The organism is Muricoccus harenae (genome assembly GCF_009848505.1).
GTDB classification, from domain to species: Bacteria; Pseudomonadota; Alphaproteobacteria; order Acetobacterales; family Acetobacteraceae; genus Roseomonas; species Roseomonas harenae.
Genome location: NZ_WWDL01000003.1, coordinates 54379 through 78916 on the forward strand (window position 1 = coordinate 54379; position 24538 = coordinate 78916).

At 70.2% G+C, this 24538-nt stretch carries 22 protein-coding genes and 1 tRNA gene; 9 read left to right on the plus strand and 14 right to left on the minus strand.

Going from position 1 to position 24538, the window contains the following annotated elements; all coding sequences use genetic code 11:
- Positions 1 to 64 precede the first annotated feature (64 nt).
- Positions 65 to 715 (plus strand): phosphoglycolate phosphatase, encoded by a 651-nt coding sequence (gene gph / locus GSE44_RS03735; protein ID WP_159347456.1) that lies wholly within the window; start codon positions 65 to 67, stop codon positions 713 to 715.
- A gap of 136 nt (positions 716 to 851) precedes the next feature.
- On the plus strand, positions 852 to 1115 hold the full coding sequence (locus GSE44_RS03740) for a DksA/TraR family C4-type zinc finger protein (protein WP_159347457.1): 264 nt from the start codon (positions 852 to 854) through the stop codon (positions 1113 to 1115).
- A 20-nt stretch (positions 1116 to 1135) separates the two neighbouring features.
- On the opposite strand, the gene GSE44_RS03745 is transcribed toward GSE44_RS03740, so the two are convergent.
- Positions 1136 to 1945: a DUF3108 domain-containing protein gene (locus GSE44_RS03745; protein WP_159347458.1), complete on the minus strand. Its 810-nt coding sequence runs from the start codon at positions 1943 to 1945 to the stop codon at positions 1136 to 1138.
- A 105-nt stretch (positions 1946 to 2050) separates the two neighbouring features.
- On the opposite strand from GSE44_RS03745, the gene GSE44_RS03750 reads away from it, so the two are divergent.
- Positions 2051 to 2125 (plus strand) — tRNA-Val (locus GSE44_RS03750).
- Between the two features lie 153 nt (positions 2126 to 2278).
- Here GSE44_RS03750 and GSE44_RS03755 read toward each other — a convergent pair.
- Both GSE44_RS03755 and GSE44_RS03760 read right to left on the minus strand, forming a co-directional pair.
- Positions 2279 to 2803 carry an EF-hand domain-containing protein gene (locus GSE44_RS03755; protein ID WP_159347459.1) on the minus strand — a complete coding sequence of 175 codons (525 nt, stop codon included), beginning with the start codon at positions 2801 to 2803 and terminating at the stop codon, positions 2279 to 2281.
- 175 nt (positions 2804 to 2978) lie between these two features.
- A complete protein-coding gene (locus GSE44_RS03760; RefSeq protein ID WP_159347460.1) occupies positions 2979 to 4376 on the minus strand; it encodes a M20/M25/M40 family metallo-hydrolase in 1398 nt (465 codons plus the stop codon).
- A 268-nt stretch (positions 4377 to 4644) separates the two neighbouring features.
- Here GSE44_RS03760 and GSE44_RS03765 point away from each other — a divergent pair, with 268 nt between their 5' ends.
- Positions 4645 to 5370 carry a lysophospholipid acyltransferase family protein gene (locus GSE44_RS03765; protein WP_159347461.1) on the plus strand — a complete coding sequence of 242 codons (726 nt, stop codon included), beginning with the start codon at positions 4645 to 4647 and terminating at the stop codon, positions 5368 to 5370.
- A gap of 13 nt (positions 5371 to 5383) precedes the next feature.
- On the opposite strand, the gene GSE44_RS03770 is transcribed toward GSE44_RS03765, so the two are convergent.
- From GSE44_RS03770 to GSE44_RS03785, 4 genes are all read right to left on the minus strand, one after another.
- On the minus strand, positions 5384 to 5767 hold the full coding sequence (locus GSE44_RS03770; protein ID WP_159347462.1) for a hypothetical protein: 384 nt from the start codon (positions 5765 to 5767) through the stop codon (positions 5384 to 5386).
- 153 nt (positions 5768 to 5920) lie between these two features.
- A complete protein-coding gene (locus tag GSE44_RS03775) occupies positions 5921 to 7120 on the minus strand; it encodes a Zn-dependent hydrolase (protein WP_159347463.1) in 1200 nt (399 codons plus the stop codon).
- 81 nt (positions 7121 to 7201) lie between these two features.
- Positions 7202 to 7516, minus strand: coding sequence for a hypothetical protein (locus GSE44_RS03780; protein ID WP_159347464.1), 315 nt, complete (start codon positions 7514 to 7516; stop codon positions 7202 to 7204).
- A gap of 98 nt (positions 7517 to 7614) precedes the next feature.
- Positions 7615 to 8775, minus strand: a complete 1161-nt coding sequence (locus GSE44_RS03785; RefSeq protein ID WP_159347465.1) for an acyl-CoA dehydrogenase family protein — start codon at positions 8773 to 8775, stop codon at positions 7615 to 7617.
- Positions 8776 to 8857: 82 nt separating this feature from the next.
- Here GSE44_RS03785 and GSE44_RS03790 point away from each other — a divergent pair, with 82 nt between their 5' ends.
- Both GSE44_RS03790 and GSE44_RS03795 read left to right on the plus strand, forming a co-directional pair.
- The gene (locus GSE44_RS03790) at positions 8858 to 9454 is read left to right on the plus strand and encodes an NMCC_0638 family (lipo)protein (RefSeq protein ID WP_159347466.1); all 597 of its coding nucleotides are present in this window, start codon (positions 8858 to 8860) and stop codon (positions 9452 to 9454) included.
- Between the two features lie 179 nt (positions 9455 to 9633).
- Positions 9634 to 10380 carry an SDR family NAD(P)-dependent oxidoreductase gene (locus GSE44_RS03795; RefSeq protein WP_159347467.1) on the plus strand — a complete coding sequence of 249 codons (747 nt, stop codon included), beginning with the start codon at positions 9634 to 9636 and terminating at the stop codon, positions 10378 to 10380.
- A gap of 59 nt (positions 10381 to 10439) precedes the next feature.
- On the opposite strand, the gene GSE44_RS03800 is transcribed toward GSE44_RS03795, so the two are convergent.
- Entirely contained in the window at positions 10440 to 11429 is a 990-nt protein-coding gene (locus tag GSE44_RS03800; protein ID WP_159347468.1) for a tripartite tricarboxylate transporter substrate-binding protein, read from the minus strand.
- A gap of 133 nt (positions 11430 to 11562) precedes the next feature.
- Positions 11563 to 14967, minus strand: coding sequence for an indolepyruvate ferredoxin oxidoreductase family protein (locus GSE44_RS03805; RefSeq protein WP_159347469.1), 3405 nt, complete (start codon positions 14965 to 14967; stop codon positions 11563 to 11565).
- A 146-nt stretch (positions 14968 to 15113) separates the two neighbouring features.
- Here GSE44_RS03805 and GSE44_RS03810 point away from each other — a divergent pair, with 146 nt between their 5' ends.
- Positions 15114 to 15566: an Lrp/AsnC family transcriptional regulator gene (locus tag GSE44_RS03810; protein ID WP_159347470.1), complete on the plus strand. Its 453-nt coding sequence runs from the start codon at positions 15114 to 15116 to the stop codon at positions 15564 to 15566.
- A gap of 9 nt (positions 15567 to 15575) precedes the next feature.
- Here GSE44_RS03810 and GSE44_RS03815 read toward each other — a convergent pair whose 3' ends face one another.
- Positions 15576 to 19070, minus strand: a complete 3495-nt coding sequence (locus GSE44_RS03815; RefSeq protein WP_159347471.1) for a hypothetical protein — start codon at positions 19068 to 19070, stop codon at positions 15576 to 15578.
- 103 nt (positions 19071 to 19173) lie between these two features.
- Positions 19174 to 19536 carry a hypothetical protein gene (locus tag GSE44_RS03820; RefSeq protein ID WP_159347472.1) on the minus strand — a complete coding sequence of 121 codons (363 nt, stop codon included), beginning with the start codon at positions 19534 to 19536 and terminating at the stop codon, positions 19174 to 19176.
- A gap of 132 nt (positions 19537 to 19668) precedes the next feature.
- Between GSE44_RS03820 and GSE44_RS03825 the strand changes: the two genes are divergently transcribed.
- A complete protein-coding gene (locus tag GSE44_RS03825; protein ID WP_159347473.1) occupies positions 19669 to 20322 on the plus strand; it encodes an SCO family protein in 654 nt (217 codons plus the stop codon).
- Positions 20323 to 20438: 116 nt separating this feature from the next.
- Here the strand turns inward: GSE44_RS03825 and GSE44_RS03830 are convergent, their stop codons facing one another.
- A complete protein-coding gene (locus tag GSE44_RS03830; RefSeq protein WP_159347474.1) occupies positions 20439 to 20780 on the minus strand; it encodes a hypothetical protein in 342 nt (113 codons plus the stop codon).
- 190 nt (positions 20781 to 20970) lie between these two features.
- Between GSE44_RS03830 and serA the strand changes: the two genes are divergently transcribed.
- Entirely contained in the window at positions 20971 to 22233 is a 1263-nt protein-coding gene (gene serA, locus GSE44_RS03835) for a phosphoglycerate dehydrogenase (protein WP_235924540.1), read from the plus strand.
- A 69-nt stretch (positions 22234 to 22302) separates the two neighbouring features.
- Here serA and GSE44_RS03840 read toward each other — a convergent pair whose 3' ends face one another.
- Positions 22303 to 23283 carry a tripartite tricarboxylate transporter substrate binding protein gene (locus GSE44_RS03840; RefSeq protein ID WP_159347476.1) on the minus strand — a complete coding sequence of 327 codons (981 nt, stop codon included), beginning with the start codon at positions 23281 to 23283 and terminating at the stop codon, positions 22303 to 22305.
- A gap of 104 nt (positions 23284 to 23387) precedes the next feature.
- Positions 23388 to 24527: an acyl-CoA dehydrogenase family protein gene (locus tag GSE44_RS03845; protein ID WP_159347477.1), complete on the minus strand. Its 1140-nt coding sequence runs from the start codon at positions 24525 to 24527 to the stop codon at positions 23388 to 23390.
- Between the last annotated feature and the right edge of the window lie 11 nt (positions 24528 to 24538).

Here is a 24538-nt window from a genome sequence, read left to right on the forward strand (position 1 = left end):
CCGCAAGGGCAGGCCGCCTCAACTCGCATTGCGGGCTGTAATCCGGGGTGGCATGGGGGGCGCCATGGACCGCATCGCCCTCTTTGACCTCGACGGCACGCTGCTGGACAGCGCGCCCGACCTCCATTCCGCGCTGGACCGGCTGATGACCGGCCAGGGGCGGCCGGGCTTCAGCCGGGACGAGGTGCGGCGGATGATCGGGGATGGGGTGACGGTGCTGGTCCAGCGGGCCTGCGCCGCGCGGAACCTGGCCTTCTCGCCGGAGCTGGTGGCGGTGTTCCTCGAGGATTACGAGGCGCATGCGGCGGATGAGACGCGGCCCTTCGCGGGGATTCCGGAGGCGCTGGCGGCGCTGAAGGCGGCCGGGTGGAGGTTGGCGGTCTGCACCAACAAGCCGGAGAAGGCGGCGCGAATCATCCTGGACGACCAGGGGCTTTCGCCGCTGCTTGAGGCGGTGGGGGGCGGCGACAGCTTTCCCGTGCGCAAGCCGCATCCGGGGCATCCGCTCGGCATCCTGGCGCGAATGGGGGCGGAGGCGTCCCGCGCCGTGCTGATCGGGGACCATCACAACGACACGCGGGCGGCGAAGGCCGCGGGAATCGCGGCGGTCTTCGCCTCCTGGGGCTATGGCGAGCCGGAGATGGCCGAGGGCGCGCCGGTGGCGGCCGCACCGGGCGACCTGCCGGGGCTGCTGGCGGGGCTGGGGATCGGATAGCTTCCCCCGTCCGCGGGCGGCGATGCTGGGTGACCGGGCCGGAGACCTCGCCCGCGCGTTGAAGACCCGCGCGTTGAAGACAGGACGGCGATCGCCATCTGTAACTCGGTCGATACCAAGCGGGTCGGGAGCGACGATGGCGAACGGATGGGCTCCGGACGGAGCCGTGCAGGATCAGATCGACGATACCGTCACCGATGGGGTGATGAGGGCGCGTGCCCGCCTTCCGACGGGGGAAGCAGGACTGCATTGTCTGGAATGCGGCGATGATATCCCGGAAGCGCGCCGCCTTGCACTGCCCGGCGCGCGAACCTGCATAACGTGTCAGTCGGTGCTTGATCGCCGTCCGGCGAATTTCGGGTTCAACCGCAGGGGCAGCAAGGACAGCCAGCTCAAGTAACGAGCGGACTGGGACCGGGATCAGTTGCTCGCGGCGCGGAGCTGTCCGGGTGGGCCGTAGCTGGCCAGGCGGGCAGTGACGGTGCCGAACCAGCGGTTGGCGGATTCGATGCGGACCGGCAGGGGCGGCAGGCCGGGCTGGAGTTCGGCGAGCCAGGCGACGCCGGATTGCGGACGGCGGGCCGCTTCCAGATCCTCGCCCTTGCGGAAGCCGGCGAGGAAGCGGCCCTCGAAGGCGCATTTCAGGGCGACGCCGGACCAGTCGTCCCGGGCCGGTGGGAAGCGGTCGCGGCCCTGGGGGGCGGCGGCCATCTCGCTCAGGCGGCGGCCATCGAAGACGCGGGCCGTGCCGTTGCAGGTGCCCTCCCGCCGGACCTGGCGGATGAGTTGGGCGATGGCGGAGAGGTTGTCGATGGTGTCGCGCCGCGCGGTCTCTGGAACCGGTTCGCGCTCCTCGTCATTGGGTGGGACCATGGTGCGGATGACGGGCTGGCCGCCGGGCCATTCGACCACGGTGCGCCGGGGTTCTCCGCGCCAGACGCCTTCGGAGACGTAGCGGCGGGGCCGGGCCGTGTTGCCTTCCCAAACGCCTTCGACGCGGGTGGTGCTCTGGCCGCCGCCGAAGGCGGAGACCACGCCGCGGAGGCGGGAGCGGAACTCGACGGAATAGCCCTGCTCGGTGATGTCGATCGTGGTGTTCAGCTCCATGATCGTCAGGCCGGCGGCATGGACCGTGTAGGTGGCGGCGATGGGTTCCGCTTGGGCGCCCATGGTCGGCACCAGCAAGGCGCAGGCCAGGAGGGCGGTTCGGCCGTGCCGTCGGGGGGTCATGCCATGCCTTGCATCGGGATTCGTGGAAGATCGGATCTGGGCGGAAGTTTCGCCAGAGGTCGCCTTGACAGGGTCCGCACCGCAGGGATATCCCCCGCCCACTCCGGGCGCGTAGCTCAGCGGGAGAGCATTCGCTTCACACGCGAAGGGTCACAGGTTCAATCCCTGTCGCGCCCACCACCGCCCCTCACCGGGCTGGTATCCGCCGGAAAATTCCCCTTCCAAACGACGCCGCCGCCACCCCGCCCCCGGGATGGCGACAACAGTTCTGCGCGCGCTTTCTCGAAGAAAAAGAAAGGGGGTCCGGGGGAATTCCTTCCCCCGGCCTTCCTGTTACTGCTGCTGCGCCGGCTGCTGCTGGGTCCTGTCCGGGCGATGCCCGCGGGCGTGCTGCGGCCGGATCTCGTCCCGGCTCAGCGCATTGTCCGCATTGGCATCGCGGGCGCGGAACATGGCGTCCGCGAAGGGGCGGAGCTCCGTGAGGGTGACCTTGCCGTCGCGGTCCGCATCGATGGCGCGGAAGAAGCCCTGGCTGCGCTGCTCCATCCGGGCCAGGCGGCCGGCCGGCGGGGCCGGGCGGTCACCGCGGCGGCTGGCCATCTGGCCTTGGGCGTAGCTGTGGAACTCCTCCCAGCTCACGCCGCCATCCTTGTTGGCATCGGCCGCGGCGAAGCGGGCGGAGAGGCCGGTCCAGGCCTCGTCGGCGGTGACGCGGCCATCGTTGTTGGTGTCGGCCTGCTGGAAGAGCTGGCCGCCGCCGCGGCGGGCGGGCTCCTGGGAAAAGGCGGGAGCGGTGGCGCCAAGGGCGCCGACGCCGAGGGTGACGACGAGGGCGGCGAGGGTGATCTTGCGGTTCACTTGGGTGTCCCTCCTTGAGACAGGAGGAAGATGGCGCACGAATGTAACAGGCAGAGGCCGGGCGCGTGAGGAAGGGTGACCCGGCTGTGGCGTCTTTGGGGCAGCCGCTTCCGCGGTGCTTTCCAGAGGGTGGAGCATGGTCCGGCCGGGCGGTTGCCCGGCCGGTTTCATGCGGTCAGCGCGCGGGCGTGCCGGGCTCGCCCAGGTCCCACCAGATGCCGGCGAAAGCGGTGAGGCCTTCGCGCATCATAGCGGGGATGACGTGCTCATCCGGACCGTGCTGCTTGCAGCCGTTGTAGGAGTGGGGAACCCAGACAAGCGGCGTGCCGAGCAGGTCGATGAAGACGTCTCCGGGGAGGCCGCCCGATGCGTTGGGCGTGACCTGGACGCGGGTGTTCAGGGACTTCTCCATGCTCGCCTTGGTCCAGAGCACCCAGGGATTGTCGGGCGGGGTGCGGCTGGCGGGCATGCGGATGCCGGACTTCTCGATGGCGACCATCTGGAAGCCATGCGCGTCGAGATGGGCGCGCAGGGCGGGGACGAATTTCTCCGGGTCGGAATCGCCCGTGTAGCGGATCTGGCAGGCGGCGCGGGCATCGGGGGCGACGGCGTTCACCGGTGCCTCCGGGCGGCCGCTGAGCATGGCGAGGACGATGAAGGAGGCCCAGCCATAGATCTTCTCGGCGGAGGTGAGGCCGGGCTCGCCCCAGCCTTCGTCGATGGTGGCGGCGCCCTCCCCGCCCCCGACCGGGCAGCCTTCGAGGGCGGCGCGGATGGCGGGGGGAACGGATTCCCCCGGGAGCCAGTCGCGGACGAGGATCTTGCCGTTCTTGTCCGTGATGCTGGCGATGGCGTGGGAGAGGATGATGGCCGGGTCTATCGTCAGCCCGCCCCAATGGCCGGAATGCACGCCGCCCTGGCGCAGCTTCACCACAAGGTCGAACATGAAGCTGCCGCGGGAGCCGGCTGCGATGGTGGGAAGCGCGGGCTCCACGCGGGGGCCGTCGGAGGCGATGAGGGCGTCCGCGGCCAGCGCATCCGCCTTGGAGGCGATGAATTCGCGCAAGCCCTTGGAGCCCAGCTCCTCGGACATCTCCAGCACGAGCTTGATGTTGGCGCCGAGCTTGCCGCCGCGCTCTGCGAGCACCGCCTCAAGGGCGGCGAGGTTGATGATGTGCTGGCCTTTGTTGTCGGCGGTGCCGCGGCCGTACCAGAGGCCGTCCTTCTCGGTGAGGGTCCAGGGGTCGAGGCCCTCGGACCACTGGTCGGCGAGGCCGCGCACCGTGTCGCCATGGCCGTAGAGGAGGGCCGTGGGGCGGGAGGGGTCCTCGACGCGGCTGGCGATCAGAATGGGGCCGCAGCCCTCGACCGGGTTCGGGTGGATGCTGGATTCGAAGCCCATGCGGGCCAGCCAGGGCTGGATGCCCTCCTCCAGGTAACGCATGCAGTCCGGAACATGCCCGGGATCCTGGGAGGTGGAGGGATAGGCGATCAGCTTGGCGAGGCGGGCGCGGAAGGCCCCGCTGTCGAACTCTGACTGGGCGCGGGCGATGGCGGCTTCGCGGCTGGGCATGGGCGGGTCCTTGGTTCTCGTTGCCAGTTCCGGTGCGGGCCGCCCGGCCCTTCTGCTGGGGCTTGCGGGTGGCGCTCGCCAGAGGGAATAGGGCGGATCGCGGCGCGGCGCAGCCCCAGGGGCAGCGCCGCATTGCATTCCGCGCCCCGTTCCCGGGGCCGGCGCCGGACAGGCGAAGCATTCGGTATGGGAGTTTTCCCGGCTTGGACGTTCCCGTGATTCCCATTGCCACCGGGCCGGCCCGGCCATTCTCACAGCGGGGCGCCTGATGGCGAAGCGACGGAAGGGCCCGCTTTCGCGCGGGCTCAAGGCGGTGGGGAAGAGCCGGGCTCTGTGGGGCGTGGTGGGCTGGTATCTCGGCCTCTGCCATCGCACTGCGCGTTGGGAGCTGCATGGAACGGAGCCGCTGCGGGAGCTGGCCAGGCGGCCGGAGGGCTTCGTCATGGCCTTCTGGCATGAATGCCTGCCGATCATGCCGCTGGCCTGGGCGCGGTTCTGGGAAGGGCTGGATGCGTCCGTTCCGCGCAAGCCGGGGCTGGTGCTGGTATCGCGCAGCCGGGACGGGACGATGATTTCCTCGGCGCTCGGGAAATACGGGCTGACGGTGGTGGCGGGCAGTTCCTCGCGTGGCGGGCGTGAGGCGGGGCTGAACCTGCTGCGCGGGGTTCGCGCGGGCGGAATCGCAGTGGTGGTGCCGGATGGGCCGCGCGGGCCGCGGCGCGAGGTTTCCGAGGGGCCGGTGCGGCTGGCTGCCATGGCGGGGGTGCCGATCGTGCCCTGCGGGGCCTATGCGGTGCCGTCCCGGCGGATGGGGTCCTGGGACCGGATGATCCTTCCCCTGCCCTTCGCGCGCTGCGTGGCGGTGGTGGGGGCGCCGATCCTGCCGGAGGCGCGGGAGCCCGGGGCGCTGGCCGCTGCGCTGGCGGAATCGCTGAATGGGTGCATGGCGCGGGCCGAGGCGCTGTGCGGGGTGGGCGGCGCTCCCGAGGGGTGACCTGCCGTCGGGATCAGACCTCGCCGCCAAGGCGTGCCTCGCCGTCCCGGCGGGCGGCGGGGCGGAAGGGGATTTTGCGCAGGCCCTGCCCGCCTTCGCGGTGTGCGGGTGGCTCAGGGCTGGCGGGGAGCAGGCAACGGCCGGGACCGAGCGCGGCAAGCAGCCGCTCCGGCGCCATGCCGCAGCCGCCATCCGCGGGTGGGTCCTCCGCACAATGCCAGGCGGGCGGCTCGGCGGGGCCGCATGTGTGCGGCGGCGCTTCGGCGGGCATGGCGGCGAGAAGCGCGAGGCGGATGGCGCCCGTGATGGTCAGCCGCAGCTTCTGGCGCTGATCGAAGGCCTGTTGCTGGGCTGCGCTCCGCAGGACCGGCAGGTGGTTCCAGAAGGCACGTGACACGGCGACGCTCCGTTGAAGCAGACCACTTTCGGGCCGGCGTAACAGCGGTGGGCGCGGGACGGGTGTGCCGGGCGGAACAGCTCGTTGATGGTACGTGACGAACCGGGGCGGGCCGTGCCCGGCGGCCGGATGGACCGCCGGGAGGCCTTGTGATCAGCCCTCGAGGAAGCGGCGGGCGCCTTCGGCCAGGACCTTCATGCCGAGGGCCAGGTCGTCGCGATCGGTGTCCTCGGTCCAATGGTGGCTGATTCCGCCCTTGGATGGGACGAAGAGCATGGCGACCGGCAGCTTGCGGGCGAGGTGCTGGCTATCGTGGATGGCGCCGCTCGGCATCGCCTGGGCGCAGCCGGGAACGATGTCCTGCGCGGCGGAGGCCAGGGCCGATTGCATGGCGGGATCGCAGGGGGCGGGTTCGGCGCGGCTCAGCTGCGTAAGGGTGGCGGGGCAGCGGTCGCGGCGGTTGCTCTCCTGGACGATGGCGCGGAGGCAGGCTTCCAGCCGGTCCATCACCGCAGTGTCGACGTCGCGGAACTGGAAGGTGACCTCGGCACGGGCGGGAATGACGTGGGGCGCGTTCGGGTCGAGCACGATGCGGCCGGTGGTCCAGGTGGTGCGCTCGCCGCAGACGCGGGGGAATTCGGTGTCGATGGCGTGGAGGACGCGCATGGCGGCCACGCCGGCATCGCGGCGCTCGGCCATGGTGGTGCCGCCGGTGTGGTCCTGCTTGCCCTCGAAGGACATCAGCCATTGGCGAACGCCGACGATGCCGGTGACGACGCCGATGCGCATTCCGGCATTCTCGAGCTGCGTGCCCTGCTCGATATGCATCTCGAAGGCGCCCTTGTAGCGGGTAGCGTCGAGGCTGAGGCGTGGCAGGCCGGCGAGGCCTGCGGCGGCGAGGGCGTCGCGCAGGGGCGTGCCGTCGAAGCGGTTGCGGCTTTCGTCGATCTCCTGCTCGGGCAGCGCACCGATCAGGGAGCGGCTGCCGAGGAAGCCGCTGCCGAAATGCGCCTCCTCATCGGCATAGGCGCAGACATCGACGGGGAGGCCGGCGCGGGCGAGCGCGAGCGCGGAGATGACGCCGAGCGCGCCGTCCAGCCAGCCGGCGTGATTTTGCGTCTCGAGATGGCTGCCGGCGAGGATGTGCGGGCCTTCGCCCTTGTGGCGGCCGAGGACGTTGCCGATGCCGTCGATGACGGGTTCGAGGCCGACCTCCGCCATCTGCCGCATCAGCCAGCGGCGGCTTTCCATGTCACCGGGGGAATAGGTCGGGCGGTGGACGCCGGTCCTGTAGGCGCCGATGCGGCGCAGCGTGTCGAGGTCCTGAAGGAAGCGGTCGGTATCGATGAACATGCGGCACTCCAGCCCCCATGGGCGCGGCAGGGTGCAAGCAATGGGTGGGCCAGGGAAGGCCGGCTATCGCCCGGCGCGCTGTCAGCGCGTGCGTGCCGGTCCCGAGGTGCCGCCGCCCTGGGAGCCTGCGATGCTGCCGCCGAGCAGGGCGCCGGCGATGGCCGGCAGGATCAGCCCGGCGATAGGGGCGGCGAGGCCAGTGCCGGTGGCGGGCAGCGTCACCGGTGCGCCGGATGCGGCGGGCAGAGGAACGCTTGCAGGGCGGGCCGCGAGGCGTGGGGCGCCGCGGGGCGGAACGACAATGCTACGGAGCTGTCCCTGGGCGAAGCTGGGCTGGGCCGCAGCGAGAAGGGCGAGAGCCGCAAGGGCCGGAAGGAGTGCGGGCCGGCGCGGCATGATGTCTCCTTCACGGCCGCGCCAGCCCCTGGCGGGTGCGGCGCTGGATTTCGTTCCGCGAGAGTGCTGGGGGATCACGAAACTGTCAACGCGGTGCGTCAGCGGCGTCCGAGCAGGTGCCGGGCGGTGATGACGCGCATGATCTCGTTGGTGCCCTCAAGGATGCGGTGGACGCGGAGGTCGCGAACGATCTTCTCCACGCCGTAGTCGTGCAGGTAGCCGTAGCCGCCAAGGAGCTGGAGGGCTTCGTCCGCGACGCGGTGGCCGGTGTCGGTCGCGAAGCGCTTGGCCATGGCGCAGAAAGGTCCGGCATCGGGGGATTTCGCATCCAGCTTCGCGCAGGCGCGCCAGAGGAGGGAGCGGGCGGCTTCCAACTCGGTCGCCATGTCGGCGAGACGGAATTGCGTGGCCTGGAAATCCGCGATGGGCTTGCCGAAGGCGCGGCGCTCGCGCGTGTAGTCGAGGGCGATGTCGAGGGCGCGCTGGGCGCCGCCGAGGGAGCAGGCGGCGATGTTCAGCCGGCCGCCGTCCAACCCAGCCATGGCCATGCGGAAGCCCTGGCCTTCCTCACCGAGCAGGGCGTCGGCGGTGACGCGGGCGTCCTGGAAATCCATGGCGCGAGTGGGCTGGGCGTTCCAGCCCATCTTCTTCTCATTCGCGCCGAAGGAGAGACCCGGCGTGTCCTTCGGGATGAGGAGGGCGGAGATGCCATCGGGCCCCTCCCCGCCTGTACGGACCATGGTGAGGTAGAGGTCGGAGGTGCCGGCGCCGGAGATGAACTGCTTGGAGCCGTTGAGGACATAGCCCTCGTTGTCGCGGGCGGCGCGGGTGCGCAGCGCGGCGGCGTCGCTGCCCGATCCCGGCTCGGTCAGGCAGTAGGAGGCGATGCGTTCCATGGTGACGAGGGAGGGCAGGTGCTCGGCGCGCTGGGCGTCCGTGCCCCAGCGGTCGATCATCCAGGCGACCATGTTGTGGATGGATAGAAAGGCGCTGGTCGTGGGGCAGCCGGTGGCCAGGGCTTCGAAGACCACCGCCGCATCCAGGCGGGTGAGGCCGGCGCCGCCCGATTCCTCGCGGACATAGAGGGCGGCCATGCCGAGGGCGGCGGCCTGGCGCATCTCCTCCACCGGGAAGTGGCGGGCGGCGTCCCATTCCAGCGCCTTCGGGGCCAGGACATCCCGGGCGAAGTCCTGGGCGGTTTCGCGCAGGGCCTTCGTGTCCTCCGGCAGGTCGAAGGCGCTGGGAGTGTCGAGCGGCATGGCGGTTCCTCGGTGCACTTCGCGGGACAGGTACTGGCGCCCCCGGCTTGTCCGGAGCCTAGCGGGCCTCCATTGGAAGGGCATGTCCCTTCTTGACCGGTTCCGGCTTTCCCTGGCCGCCCGCCTGCTTCCCGCTTTGCTGCTGGTTCTGCCAGCCCTCCCCGCCCGCGCGGCGGGACCGCTGACGGATGAGACGGCAGCGGCGATGGGCAGCTTCCTGCAGATCTGCGCGCGGGTGCTGACGGGTGGCGACAGCGCGGCGGCGGCGCGGGAGGCGGGGTTCACCGCGGTGCCCGCGGCACGCGCCGCGCCGCTGCTGCATGGTGCGACGGGGCAGGTGATGGTGGCGCGCGGGGGTTCGGTTCAGGGAATCGTGCTGATCCTCACCTCGCGCCCCCTCGCCTGCTCGATGCGGCTGCAACGGATGGATGTGGAAACGGCGGAGGCGCTGTTCGTGCGGCTGGCCGAAGGCGTCGCGCGGCCGGGGCTGACGGTGACGCGCGCCTTCGACGGCACGGTGCCGGCGCCGGGCGCGGGGGTGGCGCGGCAGATCACCTATCGCCTGTCCACCGGGGTGGCGGGGCGGCCGGATTTCGCCATGGCCTTCACGGGGGATGCGGATCCGGCAGCGGGGACGCAGGGGGTGCTGACCTTCGGGACCACGGCGCCGCGCCGGTAGAACATCTTTCCGGGAGAGCCGGGTGATGATGGCCCGGTTCAAAGGCCAGGCGCCGCGGATGCCAAGATGATCCTGCCGGTTTTGCCGCCCGGCACCGGGTCCGCCATGCTGGCGGCACGGGGGGAGGTGCGCGAATCCGTCCAGCGCGCCGCCTGACGATATCGAGAATGGAGCCAAGAATGAGCACGAAAGCCCGCAAGACCGCGCTGATCACCGGCGCAGGGCGTAACATCGGCCGCGCCGTTGCCCTTGGGCTCGCCAAGGATGGGTTCGACGTCGTCATCAACGGATCGACGGATCGTGCCGCGGCGGAGTCGGTGGCGGCGGAGGCGCGCGGCTTTGGCGGGCAGGCGCTGGTCCTCATGGGCGATGTCGGGCGGCGGGACGAATGTGCCCGCATCGCATCCGAGGCGCTGGCCGCCTTCGGCACGGTGGAGGTGCTGGTGAACAACGCCGCGCTGCGTCCGCAGAAGCCCTTCCTGGAAATCCAGCCCGAGGATTGGAGCCGGGTGATGGCGGTGGACCTGGAGGCGGCCGTGTGGCTGTCGCAGGCGCTGCTGCCGGGTATGGCCGGGCAAGGCTGGGGCCGCATCGTGAACTTCACCGGCATGAACGCCATCCATGGCTATGCCGGCCGCGCGCCGGTTTCCGTAGCGAAGCACGGGCTCTGGGGCCTGACCAAGGCGCTGGCAAAGGAATTCGCGCCGAAGGGCGTGACGGTGAACGCCATTTCCCCGGGGCCGATCGCCGCAGATGACGACAAGCCCGGCGTCGAGACGCATCGCCACAGCTATGTCTCGAAGGTTCCGGCTGGGCGGATGGGCACGCCGGCCGAGGTCGCGGCCGTGGTGCGAATGCTGGTGAGCGATGGCGGCGCCTATGTGACCGGCCAGATGCTCCAGGTGAACGGCGGCGCTGAGACCTGACGCCGGCACGCGCCACGGGTTGACGGCACCCTCCCCGCCGCCGCGCGGGGAGGCACGGCTCAGTTCGCGGCGGGTGCGGAGGTTTCCAGCAGGGGCTTCCAGCGGGCGATCTCGGCGCGCCAGAAGGCCTGCGCGCCCGCCGGGGTCGTACGCTCGCCGCTGGCGGGGATGCTGCCGAGCTCGACCATACGCCGCTGCACGTTCTCGTCCCGCAGCGTTGCCAGCAGCGCGCGGTTTAGCCGCTCGATTACCGGGCGCGGCGTTCCGGCGGAAGCGAAGAGCATGTTCCAGCCGGACATGCGCATTTCCGGCAGGCCGGCCTCCGCCGTGGTCGGCACATCGGGCAGCGCGGCGGCACGCGCGGGGGTGGTGATCGCATAGCCGCGGACCGCGCCGGCCCGGATCTGCTCGGCGTTATTGGTCGTCTGGTCGCAGCCCATGTCGAGGGTTCCGGCCATCAGGTCGTTCATCACCAGCGCATTGCCGCGATAGGGCACCAGCGTCACCGGCGTGCCGATCGAGGCGAGCAGCAACAGGCTGCAAAGATGACTGGTGGAGCCCACGCCGGCATTGCCCAGGTTCAGGCGCATCCCCTCGCGGCGGACCGTCGCCGCGAGTTCCACCAGGTTCGCCGCAGGAAAGCCGCGGCGCGCGATGATGGACATCGGCACCTCGTTCACCATGCCGATCGCCTCGAGCGCCAGCGGATCGAAGCTGAGGTTACGGAGGAGGGTGGGGATCGTCGCCTGGGCGAGGCTGCCGAAGAGGAAAGTATAGCCATCGGGGCGGGCGGCGGCGACGCGGCCCTGGCCCATCGAGCCGCCGGCGCCGCCCAGGTTCTCCACCACCACGGGCTGGCCGAGATCCGCGCCCAGGGCGGGGGCGATGAGGCGGGCGATGACATCGGCCGGGCCGCCGGGCGCGAAGCCGACGGCCATGGTGATCGGACGCGTCGGGTAGGAAGGCGGCGTTCCCTGTGCGGCCGCGCCGCTTACGAGGCTGGTGGCCAGCGCGACCCCGAGCAGGCTGCGGCGAGCAATCCCGAGCATTGTTTCCCTCCCGGTCTATTCCCGCGAGGTTCGCAGCATCCACCCTGACTGCAAAGGCCCGCTGAAGAAACGACCGCGCAGTCCGGGTGGCCGTCGCCACCCCGGCGGAGATCCGGAAGCAGAGCCTCCGGCGTCACTCGGCCGCCATGGCCGGAACTGGCGCGTCCAGCCGTGCGGCGATGGCGGCAAGGCGCGGGCGGGTCTTCTCGATATTGCGCTCCTTGATCGGCCCGAAGCCGCGGATGCCGCCCCAGGCTTCGACCCATTCGGGGATGGTCGCGTGGGTGGTCGTGTCCAGGCGCTGGAGCATGGCGTCCAGGCCCTGGCGGAACTCGGCGATGAGGGCGCGCTCGGTGCGGCGTTCGGCGGTGCGGCCGAAAGGATCAAGGGCGGTGCCGCGGAGGATCTTGCCGTGCCGCAGGAGCGACATGGCGCGGAACATCCAGGGGCCGAAGTCGCGCTTCACGGGACGGCCGGTGCCGGAATCGGTGCGGGAGAGGATGGGTGGGGCGAGGTGCAGGACCTTGCGCCGCGTGCCGGTGAAATGGCGGTCGAGCGAGGCCTGCCAGGCGGGGTCGGATTGGAGGCGGGCGACTTCGTACTCGTCCTTATAGGCCATCAGGCGATGGAGCTGGATGGCGACGGCGCGGGCGAGGGTTTCGTCGGTGCGGGCGCGGATCCGCGCGACATAGTCAGCGTAGTCCTTCGCATAGGCGGCGCTCTGGTAGGCGGTGAGGTCCGCGACGCGGCGGGCGATGAGGGCGTCGAGGGTCTCCGGCGCGCGGGCTTCAGCGGGGGCTTCGAGGGCGGCGGCACGCCCGAGGGCGAAGGCCTGCTTGTTGCGCTCGATGGCAGTGCCATTCAGCTCCAGCGCGCGCGTGATGGCGGATTCCGAGAGCGGGAGCAGGCCGCGCTGGAAGGCGAGGCCGAGCAGGAAGACGTTGAGGAATATGGCGTCGCCGAGGGTTTCCTCGACGCGATGCGCGGCGGGGAAGGCGATGACGTCGCGCGAGACGGCGCGGAGGTTGTCGAGGATGGCGCCAGCATCGGCGCGCGGGGTTCCGAGGAGGAAGCCGGCGGTGGCGGCGAGCTCGGCGTTGACGACGGTGGCCGTCCGGTCGGGCGAGAGAAGCGGGCGGACGGCGAGGCCATGCGCGCCGATGGCGTCGGCGGCGATGAGCAGATCGGCCTGGCCGGCGCCGATGCGGGGACCTGCCAGGGTTTCCGGCGCGGCGCCCTCCGCGCCGATGCGGAGCTGGGCCTGCACGCCACCGCCCTTCTGGGCGAGGCCGAGCTGATCCATGGTCCGGACGGGGCGGCCGTCGATATGCGCGGCCATAGCGAGGATGGCGGAAAGAGCCGTGACGCCCTGGCCGCCGATGCCGGCGAGGACGATGTTCCAGGCTTCGCCGCGCAATGCGGGCGGCACGGGCTCGGGGAGGTTCGCGGGTGCCGCGGCCGCTTCGGGATGGGCGGCGACCTCCGCGCCTTCGAGGCTGACGAAGGAGGGGCAGAAGCCCTTGAGGCAGGAGAAGTCCTGGTTGCAGGCGCTCTGGTCGATGGTGCGCTTCTGGCCGAATTCCGTCTGCACGGGCTGCACGGCGAGGCAGTTGGATTGCACGCCGCAATCGCCGCAATCCTCGCAGACGCGTGGGTTGATGACGACGCGCCGCGTGGCGGCGGGGGCGGTGCCGCGCTTGCGGTGGCGGCGGCGTTCGGTGGCGCATTCCTGATCGTAGATCAGGACGGTCACGCCCTTGGTTTCGCGCAGCTGCTTTTGCACGGCATCGAGTTGGTCGCGATGGTGGAAGGCGACGGCCTTCGGCACCATCGGGTCGTGCTGGTGGCGCGTGGGATCGTCGGAGACGACGGCGATGGCGGCGACACCCTCCGCCTCCATCTGCGCCGCGATGCGCGATACCGTCATCTCCGCTTCTGGCGTCTGGCCGCCAGTCATGGCGACGGCGCCGTTCACCAGGATCTTGTAGGTGATGTTGGCCTTGGCCGCGATTGCCGCGCGGATCGCGAGGCTGCCGGAATGCGAATAGGTGCCGTCGCCGAGATTGGCGAAGACGTGGGGAGATTCCACGAAGTGCATCTGGCCGAGCCAGGGCGCGCCCTCCCCGCCCATTTGGGTGAACACCTCGGTGGAGCGGTCCATCCAGGTGGCCATGTAGTGGCAGCCGATGCCCGCCATGGCGCGGGAGCCCTCGGGCACCTTGGTGGAGGTGTTGTGCGGGCAGCCCGGGCAGAACCAGGGCTGGCGGAGGGTGATAGGCGGGCGGGCAGCCGCCGCCAGCGCCGCAAGCGTGGCGAGGCGGGCGGCCATGGACTCGGGGCGGGGCTCGGGCGGCAGGCGGGCGTCGAGGGCGCGGGCGACGGCGGCGGCGTCCAGCTCCGTCAGTTCGGATAGGAGGGGAGCGCCGTCCGCGTTGCGCTTGCCAGTGATGCGGGGGGCGTTCGGCTGGCCGTAGAGTGCATCGCGCAGCTGGGCCTCGAGGAAGCTGCGGCGATCCTCGACGACGAGGATTTCCTCCAGCCCATCGGTGAAGGCGCGGGCACCGACGGCATCGAGCGGCCAGGCAAGGCCGACCTTCCAGATGCGGATGCCGAGCAGGCGGGCGGCGGTGTCATCCAGGCCGAGGTCGAGCATGGCTTGGCGCAGGGTGGCATAGGCCTTGCCGCGAGCGGCGATGCCGAAGCGGGCACGCGGGGAATCCAGCACGACCCGGTCCAGGCCGTTCGCCCGCGCGAAGGCGATCGCGGCCGGGAGGCGCGTCAGGCGCAGGCGGCGCTCCTGGGCGAGCACGACGTCGCGCAGGCGGATATGGCGCCCGTCCTCGCCTTCAAAATGTCCTTCCGGGATGACGGGGGTCCAGGCGGGATCGATGCGGAAGGTGGCGCTGGCATCCATGGTGTCGGCGACGCATTTCATCCCGGCCCAAGTGCCAGCGAAGCGCGAGAGGGCGAGGCCCTTCAGGCCGAATTCGAGGATGTCGCCGACGCCGGAGGGATCGAGGAAGGGGATTTCCAGATCCATGAAGGCGTGGTCCGAGGCATTGGCCACGGTGGAGGATTTGGCGGAGGGGTCATCGCCGGCGAGGGCGAGCACGCCGCCAAGGGGCGAGGTGCCGGCCATGTTGGCATGGCGCAGGGCGTCGCCGCTGCGGTCCACGCCCGGGCCCTTGCCGTACCAGATGGCGAAGACGCCGTCCTTCTTGCCGTCATTGAACAGGCTGGCCTGCTGGCTGCCCCAGGCGGCGGTGGCGGCGAGATCCTCGTTCAGCCCGGGCAGGAAGACGACGCCGGCCTCGAGCAGGCGCTTGGATTGCTTCTGCAGTTCCTTGTCATAGGTGCCGAGCGGGCTGCCGCGGTAGCCGGTGACGAAGCCCGCGGTGTCATGACCGGCGGCGCGGTCGAGGGCACGCTGTTCCAGCGGCAGGCGGACCAGGGCCTGCACGCCCGTCATCAGCACGGGTTCTGCGCTGGTTTCCCAACGGTCCTCCAGCCTCAGTGACGTCCGTTGCACGCTTCCCATCGACGGCTCCTTGAGCGCCTTCTGTCCGGGGCTCGTTCTCGGTCTTGATATGGGAGAGGATGGACCGGATTTCGCGGCGGTTTCCTTCCGTTTTCTATTGTGCACCGCCGAAGAGACGGAAGATGCTTCTGCCAGAAGGGGGAAACATGGACGCCACGGACCGGCGCATCCTGCGCGCGCTTTCGCGGCGTGGGCGGCTTTCGAATACGGAGCTGGCGGAGGAGGTGGGGCTTTCCCCCTCCCCCTGCTGGACGCGGGTGCGGCGGCTGGAGGCGGCGGGGGTGATCAAGGGCTATGCCGCGCTGCTGGACCAGGCGGCGCTTGGGCTGCCGGACACCGTGTTCCTGGAAGTGATGATGGAGAAGCATGACGAGGCGGCGCTCCGCCGCTTCGAGGAGGCAGTGCACCAGATCCCCGAGATCCTGGAATGCCACCTGGTAACCGGGGAATACGACTACATCATCAAGGCGGCGGTGGGCGGCACGGCGGGGTACGAGAGCCTGCTGCGCGAGAAGATCTACCGGCTGCCGGGGGTGCGGCACACGCGAAGCGCCTTCACCCTGCGTTGCCTGAAGCGGGAGATCTCGGCGGTGCCATAGGGTGGCGCCTCAGAGCAGGTCGATGCTGGAGACTGTGTAGTGGGAGAGATCAGGGAGCGGCTGGAGCTCGCCGATGGCCATGGCCATGTCCCGGTAGGAGACCGCGCCGCTCACCAGCAGCGCCGTCGAATGCGCCAGTTCTGCGGGTGATGCGTCCCGTTCAAAGGCGGCACGATAATGGCCGGCGGTCCAGGCTTCTTCGCTGAAGCCGGCGTAGAGCGCCTCGTGCATCTCGGTGTTCATCAACGTCTCATAGAGAAGAGCGAGCGCGCCGGGCTGCGTCACCGCGGATTTCCAGATCAGCAGGCTCGCGGCATCCGGCGTGGTGTCGAGCATGGCGTCATAGGCGCGGACCACGGCGGCCGCAGCAAGGTCGGGAACCCAGACGCCGGTCGGGCGGCTGGCTTCGAAGGCCGTGACGGATTCCGGGACCTGGGCGAGGCAACTGGCGATATAGCCCAGCCCGAAGCCGTGGGGCATGATCGCCGTCAGATAGGCCAGGGCCTCGGGTGCCGGAGCCTGGCCAATCAGGCTTGTGTAGACGGCGCTCACTTGCGCCGCCGGTGCCAGGCCCGCCAGCCGGGCCTGCGCCTCCGACGTGGAGAGGAACATCTCGGCCATGGCTTCCAGCGGGATGCCGCTGTTGAGCATGCTGACAAAGGTCGCGACATGCCATCCCCCGGGGCTGAAGCCGATTGTCGCCTCATAGAGGCGGGTCAGGACAGAGGCGGGGGATGCGCCATCCAGTTCCAGGCGGCCATCAGCCAGGGTGAGGCTTTCCACCGGCCTCATCCGGACGGTCGAACCATCGAGCCAGTGGAGGACCATCCCGTCCGGCGCCACATCGATCCGCGCGAGCTCCGCAGCCGAGCGGGTCGTTACGGCCTGACCGCCCGCCGAGACCGCCGTTTCGGCCAGGGATTGCCCCGGGCGCAGGATCTGGCCCGCAGGCTGGGTTGATGCATAGGTGGTGGCCTGCGCGTGGCCTGCCCCGTTGGGGCCCTGGCCGATTTCCGCCTGCGCCTCGCCGAGCGAGTGCATGATTTCGATCCGGGACGCCCTGCCCTGGTCCAGCAACTGCGTACTCCAGCTGAGTTCGGCCGTGGTTGCCGGGCGCTCCAGCGCATGCCGGTAAGCGCTCGCCACGAATTCGGCATTGGACTGTCCGCCGTGCCGGGCCTGGAAGAGGTCGGTGGCGGCGAGGTAGTGGTAGATTCCGCCCAGGGTCACCGCGCCGATGTCGAGCAGCAGGGACCAGCGCGCCAGCGCCGCAGCGTCGGGTGCCGAGTCGAGCACGGCGTCATAGGCGCGCACGATGCTGCGCTGGGTCAGGTTCATCATCCAGACGCCCGAGGGGTTCTGCTGGTCGCTGAAGGCCGCGGCTTCCGGCGTGTCGATCAGCATGGCGGCAAGCTCCGCAAGGGAGGCTCCGCTATTGGCGGCCCCGGTGAGCCAGTCCAGCGCTCCTTGCGGAGGCGAATAGCCGATGACGGATTTATAAATCAGCTGGATTTGCTGCTGCAGGGACAAGCCGCTGGCACGCGAGGCCCAGGTTTTCATGTCCAGCAGCGAGGCGGTCACGGCGAGCATTGGCACGCCCTGCTCCAGTAGCGTTGCCGTATGAGCCACCGACTCGTCGGCGGGGTTGGCGCCCTGGAGCGCCTGATAGGCGCGCAGCGCCCGTGCGGCGGCGGAGGCACCTCCGAACATGAGCTGGCCATCCGGGAAGGCGATGGTCGTCGCACCGCTGAGCAGCGCGCTGCTGCCGTCGTGCCAGGTGACGAGAAGCCCGTTCGCCGTGAAGCCAATGCTTGCCAGTTCGGCGGAGGAGCGCGTGAAGACGGCATCGCCAGTAACGGACATGGCGCCCCAGCTATCCTTCATGCCAGGCATCAGGACGGGCGGCGCATGCGGCGGCTGGGAGGGCGGCGAGCTCGGTGGGCTCACCTGGCCGTCCAGGACCACGACCGGAAGGGACGACACGAAGAGGCCGTTATAGGCCGGATCAGCACTGCTCAGCGTGAAGGAGATGGCGGCGAGATCGGTTCCTTCCAAAACGCCGTCATCCACGGCGGTGACGATGATGGCCCGGGCGGAGTTCCAGTCCTCTACCGTGAAGACAATGCTGCGAGACGGTGCAGCACCGCTGCCGCCGAGGGACAGGAGGAGGTCGGCCCCGCCAGACAGGGTCAGGGTGACAGATGCCTCCGGGCGGCGCGCCAGCGCGACGGTCAGGCTGTCGCCCGCGCCGCCTTCGGCGACGGAGGTGGAGCCGCCCGTCTGCACCAGGGCGAGGCCGGGTGGTGGGCTGGGAGGCGGCGGCGGGGGTGGCGGCGTGTCGTTGTCATGGACAGCGACGTTCAAGCCGACGCCGGTCAGTGAGGCGAAAGCCGGGTCGGCGCTGGTGACGGTGAAGGTGATCCGCGCGATCTCCGTTCCCTCGGCCAGGGCATCATCCAAGGCTGCCACGATGACGCTGCGCGCAGTGTTCCAATCCTGCGGCTGGATCGTGAAGGTGAGGGTCTTGCCGAAGCTGGCGCCGACGATGCCGCCGCGGGCGAGGAGCAGGTCTGTGCCTGCGCTCAGGGTGATGGTGACGGCGGCCGTGGGCATGCGGGACAGGCTGAAGGTGAAGCCTTCATTCGCGCCGCCCTCCGCCACGGCGGTTGTGCTTCCGGTGTGGGTGATGACGACCTGCGCCGCGGGCGGGGGGGGAGGCGGCGTGGATGCAGGCGGCGACGCCGGGGGGGATTCCGGGGGGGATTCCGGGGGTGATTCGGGCGGCGAAGGCGGAGGAGGAGGTGGCGGCGATTCTGGCGGCGATTCTGGCGGCGACGCCGGGGGCGAGGCGGGTGGCGAAGCTGGTGGGGAAGCGGGCGGCCCGTCTTCGTCCGTCGCGTTCACCACGGTGACGCCGATGGTGAAGGCGGCCTCGTTCAGGCCGTCGGAGACGGCGATCATCACTTCGCGCACCGTGCCGCCCTGCCGCAGCAGGTCCACGCCCTCTCGCAGCTTCAGCGTGGTGCCGACGATTTCGAATTCGGCGGAATCCGGCCAGAGAACGCGGTACTCGAGATTGCCCTGCGGGCTGTCGGGATCTTCGGCGAGCAGGCTGCCGACGGCACCGCCGATATCCGTCTCGAGCACCGCGCCGCCGGTGGAGAAGCGAAGGCCCGAGGGGGCGGTGTCGTCCAGGCCGCGAAGGGTGACGGACCAGTCGCCCTCCACCGTCTGCCATGTGCCGCCCGAGAGGACGGTCAGGTCGAAGGAGAGGACAGGATCCGCGCCGGGCGCATAGGCCTCACGGTCCAGCGCCCCCATGGGAGTGATGAGGATCTTGCCCGATGAATCGAGCCGTGCCTGGAACAGGCCGGCAGCCGAGCCGGTTAGGCCGACATCGGTGACTCCGGCGGCGCCGGACAGGGAGAGAGTGGCGGACCAGTCGCTGGCCCGCCCATTCTCCAGGATGGTAGCGGGCATCGTGCCCGCGGCCATGATGGCCATCGGTGGTTCCGCTCACGTCGTTTTGACGAGGACGGAAGGTCCACGGAGGGGTGAAGGCCGGCTTAACGCGCCGGCAGGGCGCCCCTTTCGGGGCGGCGCTGAATCAGGCGGCGGCGGCGCCCGGAAGCTGGGCGTCCATTGCGGCGCGCATGGCGCGAGCCCAGCGCGGGGCGGCGCCGAGCAGGCCGTCGAGCACGCGGATCGGCAGCATCTCGGCGAATTCCAGCGCGGTCAGCGCGCGGGGATCCCAGGAGGCTGCGAGGGTGTCGACGAAATGCTCGCCGGTGTGGTGGCGCTGGACGCGGTCCTCGTTGACCAGCATGCGGATGCGGCGCGCGGCGGTGATGATCCGCGCGGCGGCTTCGTGGCGCAGGCGTTCGGCGAGGTTGTCGTTCGCGATCTCTGCCAGGACCGCGAGCGCGGGATCCTGCTGTCTCATGTGCTCCGGTCCCGTCTGGTCGGGCATCGGCTTTCCTTCCTTCTGTGGCCTGGCTTTCCGGCGGTGGGCGGGGATTTCCGGCTGGCGGATGCGGAACGACAGGGTTGCAAACGCGTCTACCCCGTCCCCCGTTGCAGTTGATGCGCTATATGGCGAGCCATGACCCGCGCCATCCGCATCGCCGTGCTTGTCCTCATCCTTGCCCTCGGGGCTGTATGGGGAGCGGCCTTCTTGGCCCGTCGCCCTGGCGAGGGGGTGGGGGCATCCTTCGCGCGGCTGCTGGGCAATGCGCCGGCGCCCAGTGCGGGCGGAGTGGCGACGGGGATGGGGGTCGCGATCGGCGGGCCGTTCACCCTGGTGGACCAGGATGGGCGGACGGTGACGCAGGACGACCTACGCGGAAAGCTGGCGCTGGTGTTCTTCGGCTTCACCTTCTGCCCGGATGTCTGCCCGACGGAACTTCAGGCGATCGGCCAGGCGATGGACCTGTTGGGACCGCAGGCGGCGCAGGTGCGGCCGGTCTTCATCACCGTGGACCCGGCGCGGGACACGCCAGCGAAGATGAAGGAGTATGTGGGGCTGTTCCATCCCTCCATCACCGGGCTGACGGGAACGCCGGAGCAGGTGTCAGCCGCCGCGCGGGCCTGGCGGGTCTACTACAACAAGGTGACCCCGCCCGGTTCCTCGGACTACCTGATGGACCACTCGTCCTACACCTACCTGATGGGACGCGACGGGTCGCTGCGGGCCTTGTTCCGGCCGGGGATCACGCCGGAGGAGATGGTGACGGCGATTCGGGCAAATCTGGGCTAGCGGCGCGAGTCCCCTTCCGGACGCGGCTCGTCTGAAGGCGGGGGCGGGATCGCGGTATGCGCGATCCCGCTGCTGCGCCTGCGGCCGGGCTCGGTGCCCGCGGCCGGTGCGGCCGGCTATCGCGCCGTGCCGCCGAGGGTGCCGGCGGTGCCGGACGGAGTCGGGGTTGTCGGGGCGCCGCCACGGCCATCCAGCCGCATGCCGGTCGAGCCGCCGGTGGTGACGGTGCCCTGGGTGGTGGGGGTCATCGGGGCGCCGACGCGGTCCCGCTCAAAGACGCCCGGCGTGCTGCCCGTGGTCACGGCGCCCGAACCGGCGCTCGGCAGCGGTGCGCCGCGATCGCGCTCGGACCGGAGGCCCGGCGCGGGATCCGGCGTGCGGTCAGGGGTGCAGGCGGGGAGCAGACCAAGGCTGGTGACCAGAAGAGCGCCGAACAGTACCGGGCGAGCCGTCATCATCTGAACATGTCCTCTCATTGGGCGGCCGCACGACGCGGCAGCCTGGCGACTAGACACAACATACCAGCGCCGGTAACATTAAGTCTTGTTAATATTCCAAACCGGTCATTTGCGGGGTTCCTTCTAAGCGGCCCAGCCCCGCGCGCGACACTGTTGCACGGACGGGGGCGAATGCGGCATGGCACGCGCCATGCCCGACGCCCTCCCCTCCCCCGCCCCCATCTCGCTGGCCAAGGACAAGATCCGAATCCTGCTGTTGGAAGGCATTTCCGACAGCGCGGTCGCGACCTTGCAGGCCGCCGGCTACACCAACATCCGCCGCGAGAAGAAGGCGCTGGACGAGGCGACGCTGAAGGAGGCTATCAAAGGCATCCACATGCTCGGCATCCGTTCCCGCACGCGGGTGACGGAGGCGGTGCTGGACGAGGCCGACCGGCTGATGGCGATCGGCTGCTTCTGCATCGGCACCGACCAGGTGGACCTGGCCGCAGCGCGGAGGCGCGGCATTCCCGTTTTCAACGCACCCTTCTCCAACACGCGGTCGGTGGCCGAGCTGGTGATGGGGGAGATCGTGATGCTGTTGCGCGGCATTCCCGGGCGCTCCAACAGCGCGCATGTCGGCGTGTGGGACAAATCCGCGGCGGATAGCCGCGAAGTGCGCGGCAAGACGCTGGGCATTGTCGGCTACGGCAATATCGGCGCGCAGATCTCGGTGCTCGCCGAGGCCTTCGGCATGCGCGTGATCTATTATGACACCATCCCGAAGCTGCCGCATGGCAACGCCCTGTCGATGCCGTCCCTGCGGGCGCTGCTGGAAAGCGCCGATGTGGTGACGCTGCACATCCCGGAGACCCCGGCGACGCATGGGCTGATCGGGGCGGATGAGATCGCGTTGATGAAGCCGGGCGCGATCCTGATCAACAACGCCCGCGGCGGCGTGCTGGACCTGGATGCGCTGAAGGCGGCGATGGAATCCGGCCATCTCAGCGGGGCGGCGGTGGATGTGTTCCCCGAGGAGCCGGAGAAGAACACGGATCCCTTCACCTCCCCGCTGCAGGGGCTGCGGAACGTGATCCTGACGCCGCATATCGGTGGCAGCACGGCGGAGGCGCAGCTCCGTATCGGCGAGGAGACGGGGCGCAAGCTGTCCGACTATTCCGATACGGGTGCGACACTGGGCGCGGTGAACTTCCCCGAGGCGGTGCTGCCGGCGCGGGCGCGTGGCGCGCGCTTCCTGCATGTGCATGGCAACAATCCGGGCACGCTGTCGGCGATCAACGAGGTGTTCACGCGCTATGGCGCGAACATCGCGGGGCAGTACCTGCAGACGGATGCGGAGATCGGCTACGTCGTGGTCGATGCCGAAGGGCTGCGGGACGCGCAGGCGGTGCTGGAGGAGCTGCGGAAACTGCCCGGCACGGTGCGGGCGCGGCTGCTTTACGAGCGGGGCTGAGCGGCGCCCGCACCGCAGGATGCTTCATGGCGGCCGGGACGACGCCCGGCCGCCACGGAACGAAGGCAATTAGCCGGCGCGCAGGTTGAGGCGGCGGATCATCGCGCCGTCTTCCTCGTACTGCTTGCGGGCGGCGACGGTGTAGTCGGCGCTGTTGAGATAGGCCGGCGTCATGTCGAAGCGGTTCAGCAGCGCGACATGCGCCGGGTCCTCCAGCGCCTCCTTCAGCACACGCTCGAGCACGCTCACCACAGCAGGCTCCATGCCGGCCGGGCCGCCGACGCCGTAGGGTGAGGTGGAGACGATGTCGATGCCTAGATCCTTCAGCGTCGGCACGTCGGGGAAGCTCTTCGCACGCTCGGCGCCCCAGGTGCAGAGCAGGCGGAACTTGCCGTCCTTCACCAGCTCACCCCAGGCGCTGGTCTCGGCGCAGACCATGGTGTCGCCGGCGAGCAGGGACTGCATGTTCTCCGATGCGCCGCGGAAGGGCACATGGGTGAGCTCGATGCCCTCCTTTGCCGCGATCTGCTCCATCGTGATGTGCAGCGAGGTGCCGGCGCCGGGCGTGCCATAGGTGACCTTGCCGGGATTGGCCTTGGCATAGGCCAGCAGTCCCTTGAGGTCCTTCCAGGGGGCGTCGGCGCGTACGGCCGTGCCGAAGAGATAGCCGGTGATCTGCGCGATATAGGTGAAGTCCTTCATCGGGTCGAAGGGCGGGCGCGCGACCATCTGCGGGTATCGGAAGACCGAGATCGGGATCTGGGAAAGGGTGTAGCCGTCAGGGCGCGTGCCGCCGGCCAGGGTTTGCGCGCCGAGGATGCCGCCGGCGCCGGAGCGGTTCTCGACCACCACGGGCTGGCCGAGGCGCTTGGACATGGCATCGGACAGGGCCCGCATCAGCACATCCGTGCCGCCGCCCGGGGACCAGGGCACGAGCATGCGGATGGGTTTGTCGGGGTAGCGGGACTGCGCGAGGGCGGGGCGGGCCAGCAGCGGCAGGCCGGCGGCCAGGCCGAGCGCAGCGCGGCGTGTGACGGGTGGGGTGGGCATGAACGCTTCTCCGGATGGCGGCCGTTCGGCCTGTTCTCGTGGTCGGGCCCATTGGGCCCGAGGCCGATGGAGCCGCCCGGCGCGATGGCCGGGCGGCTGGATGATCAGACCTCTTCGACCAGCCCGCCGGCTTCCATGACGGCGCGCAGGTGATGGTCGGTGTCGCCGAACATCAGCTCGGCGGTGGTGAGGCGCTTGAAGTAGTGGCCGGCCTTGTATTCCCAGGTCATGGCGATGCCGCCATGAAGCTGCACCGCCTCCTGCCCGACGGAGCGGGCAGAGCGGTTCACCTGGGCCTTGGCGGCGGCGATGGCCGGGCGGCGCTCGGCGGCGTCGCTCTCCTCCGCCATCATGGCGGCGTACATGGCCATGGAGCGGGCCTGCTCCACCGCGACGAGCATGTCGGCGGCGCGGTGCTGCAAGGCCTGGAAGCTGCCGATGGCGACGCCGAACTGCTGGCGGGTCTTGAGGTAGTCGACCGTCAGCCGGTGCAGCTCCTCCATTGCGCCGAGGCTGTCGGCGCAGAGGGCGGCGAGGGCCACGTCCACGACATGGGTAGCCAGCGGCAGGCCGCCATCCACTGCGCCGAGGACGCGGCCGGCGGGGACTCGCACATTGTCGAAGGAGATCTCGGCGACGCGCTGGCCGTCCTGCGACGGCATGCCGCGGCGGGAGACCCCCTCGGCATTGCCATCCACCAGGAAGAGGGTGATGCCCTTCTCGTCACGGCGCGCGCCGGAGGTGCGGGCGGTGACGACCAGGAGGTCCGCGGTGTCGCCGCCGAGGACGACGCCCTTCCGGCCATCCAGCACATAGGAGTCGCCGTCGCGCTTCGCGTTGGTGGTGACATCGTGCAGGTCGTAGCGGGACTGCTTCTCAAGCTGCGCGAATGCCATGGTGAGGGAGCCATCCACGATCTGCGGGATGAACTCCTGGCGCTGCGCCTCGCTGCCGCCGAGGCGGAGGAAGCCGCCTCCCAGCACCACGGTGGGGAGATAGGGCGCATTGATGAGGCCGCGGCCCAGCGCCTCCATGACGATCATGGTTTCCACCGGACCGCCACCGATGCCGCCTTCCTCCTCGGAGAAGGGGATGGCGAGTAGGCCGAGCTCGGCGATGCTGCTCCACAGCGCCTTGTCGTCCGGCGCGGCGCCATGCGCGCCGGGGTCACGCGCATTGTCCGCCACGAAGCGGTCGATGCTTTCCTTGAGGAGCCGCTGCTCCTCGGTCAGGTCGAAATCCACGCTGCGTTCCC